The sequence below is a fragment of the Polaromonas sp. genome (assembly GCF_030682935.1).
Taxonomy (GTDB): Bacteria; Pseudomonadota; Gammaproteobacteria; order Burkholderiales; family Burkholderiaceae_C; genus Polaromonas.
Window position 1 is genome coordinate 1 of the sequence record NZ_JAUXNA010000260.1, and the last position, 2015, is coordinate 2015.

Annotated in this window: 3 protein-coding genes and 1 pseudogene; 3 read left to right on the top strand and 1 reads right to left on the bottom strand. The window is 65.5% G+C overall.

Annotated features, from left to right (window positions below):
- A pseudogene (locus tag Q8K05_RS11885) lies at positions 1-579 on the top strand (threonine ammonia-lyase, biosynthetic); the annotation flags it as partial.
- A 308-nt stretch (positions 580-887) separates the two neighbouring features.
- On the opposite strand, the gene Q8K05_RS11890 reads toward Q8K05_RS11885, so the two are convergent.
- Positions 888-1343, bottom strand: a complete 456-nt coding sequence (locus Q8K05_RS11890) for a type II secretion system protein N (protein ID WP_305246811.1) — start codon at positions 1341-1343, stop codon at positions 888-890.
- A gap of 24 nt (positions 1344-1367) precedes the next feature.
- Between Q8K05_RS11890 and gspG the strand changes: the two genes are divergently transcribed.
- Complete coding sequence (gene gspG, locus Q8K05_RS11895) at positions 1368-1829, top strand: type II secretion system major pseudopilin GspG (protein ID WP_305246812.1); 462 nt, start codon at positions 1368-1370, stop codon at positions 1827-1829.
- The coding region (locus Q8K05_RS11900; RefSeq protein ID WP_305246813.1) for a prepilin-type N-terminal cleavage/methylation domain-containing protein at positions 1810-2015 on the top strand (206 nt) is incomplete at its 3' end. The genes gspG and Q8K05_RS11900, both read left to right, overlap by 20 nt.

Here is a 2015-nt window from a genome sequence, read left to right on the forward strand (position 1 = left end):
GCCGAGCGGGCCGAAGTGGGCGAGGAACGCGAGGCGCTGTTTGCCGTGACGATCCCCGAGGCGCGCGGCAGCTTCCGGCGTTTTTGCGCACTGATTGGCGAGCTGCCGGGCGCGCCGCGCAGCGTCACCGAATTCAACTACCGCATCAGCGACGATGCCAGCGCCCATGTGTTTGTGGGCCTGACCACCTCGGCCAAGGGCGAGAGCAGCAAGATTGCCGCCAATTTCTCGCGCCACGGCTTCAAGGCGCTGGACCTCACGCATGACGAGCTGGCCAAGGAACATATCCGCCACATGGTGGGCGGGCACAGCGCGCTGTCGGGCGGCGAGCGCGTGCTGCGCTTCATTTTTCCCGAGCGTCCCGGCGCGCTGCTGAAATTCTTGAGCCTGATGCGCCCGGGCTGGAACATTTCCCTGTTCCATTACCGCAACCAGGGCGCCGACTATGGCCGCATTCTGGTCGGCCTGCAGGTGCCCGAGGCCGACAACAGCGCTTTCAAGGAATTTCTGGACACGCTGGGTTACCCCCATGTGGAGGAAACCGACAACCCGGTGTACCGCTTGTTTTTGCAAAAATAATGTAACTGCTCAGCCCGCTCTGCGTCTGGCAGGCCGGGGAGGCCCCCACCCTAACCCTCCCCCAAAGGGGGAGGGAAAAGAGGCCGTTGCCCTGCTCCCTCCCCCTCTGGGGGAGGGCTGGGGTGGGGGCCAGCGGCGCGCCAGAGGCTCAATACGCAAAGCCATCACACAAAGGGACCGGGTGTCATGACCGCACCCGGTTTTACTGATGGCTTCGAGTTTTCCGCGCAGTTACAAAATAATTCATGCTTTAGGCTGCCAGCCCACACCAGCCGGGCACTACCAGCTATCGTTAATATAGCGATTCGCTACTTGCCGGGCAGCGGCAACTCCAGCGTGACCTCGGCCGGCGCGTTCAGACCGGTAGCCAGCACCGCGCGGCGCCCTGCCACCGACTGCAGCACCAGCCGGCCGTACACAGTGGCCCCGATGCGAAACGGCTTGGCCGGCTTGCCATCGACTGAAATCAGGGCGGCGCCGCCCTGGGCGCGGTCTGCCACCACCCCGGCCAGTACATAACGACTGCTGGCCGGCGGCCTCCCGCCGGGCTCCGCTTGCGCCAGCACCAAGCCGCCCCCCAGCGCACGGGCCACGGCTTGGGGGTCTGCAGGCGGCGCGCTGGCCTGGGCCACCGGCGGCGTAGCGGACGATGTGGCCGTGCCCACGCCCTTCAGTGCCCAGTACGCGACGCTGCCGGCTGCCAGGGCGGACAGTGCGAACGTCACAATCCGGGTTGACCACAAGCTGTAAGCGTTTATCTGCATGGCTGGATTATCATTGAACAGACCATGATTACACGACACTTCCCCCCCATGTCCGGCCTGCGCACCGTGCGGCGCCGCTTGTCAGCAGGCTTCACCCTTATTGAGTTGATGGTGGTGCTGGTAATCATTGGCGTGCTGGCCGCGCTGATCGTGCCCAACGTGCTGGACCGCGCCGACGACGCGCGCGCCACGGCCGCCAAAACCGACGTCAACAACCTGATGCAGGCGCTCAAGCTCTACCGGCTGGACAACCAGCGTTACCCTGCGGCTGAGCAGGGTCTGCAGGCGCTGTTGGCCAAGCCCACCACGGGGCCGATTCCGGCCAACTGGAAAAGCTACCTGGACAAGCTGCCCAATGACCCCTGGGGACGCCCTTACCAGTACCTGAATCCCGGCGTCAAGGGCGAGATTGACGTGATGTCTTTCGGGGCCGATGGGCAGCCGGGCGGTGAGGGCAAAAATGCGGATGTTGGCAGCTGGGACTAAAAGAGCCCCCACGCTTGCCACTTCGTGTGCTGCGCTGCCCCCCGGGGGGGCTGGCCTTGCTTGGGGCGGCCCGGCGCTGCGGCCGATCGCCCCCACGCTTGCCGCTGCAGGCGCTTCGCCGCGTTCGCTGGCGGCCCGAATCCGCCACGGTGGCTTTACCCTGCTGGAGTTGCTGATTGTGGTGGC

Coding starts and splice junctions, on each gene's coding strand:
- Q8K05_RS11890 (WP_305246811.1), bottom strand. CDS start 1,343: ATGCAGATAAACGCTTACAGCTTGTGGTCAACCCGGATTGTGACGTTC.
- gspG (WP_305246812.1), top strand. CDS start 1,368: ATGATTACACGACACTTCCCCCCCATGTCCGGCCTGCGCACCGTGCGG.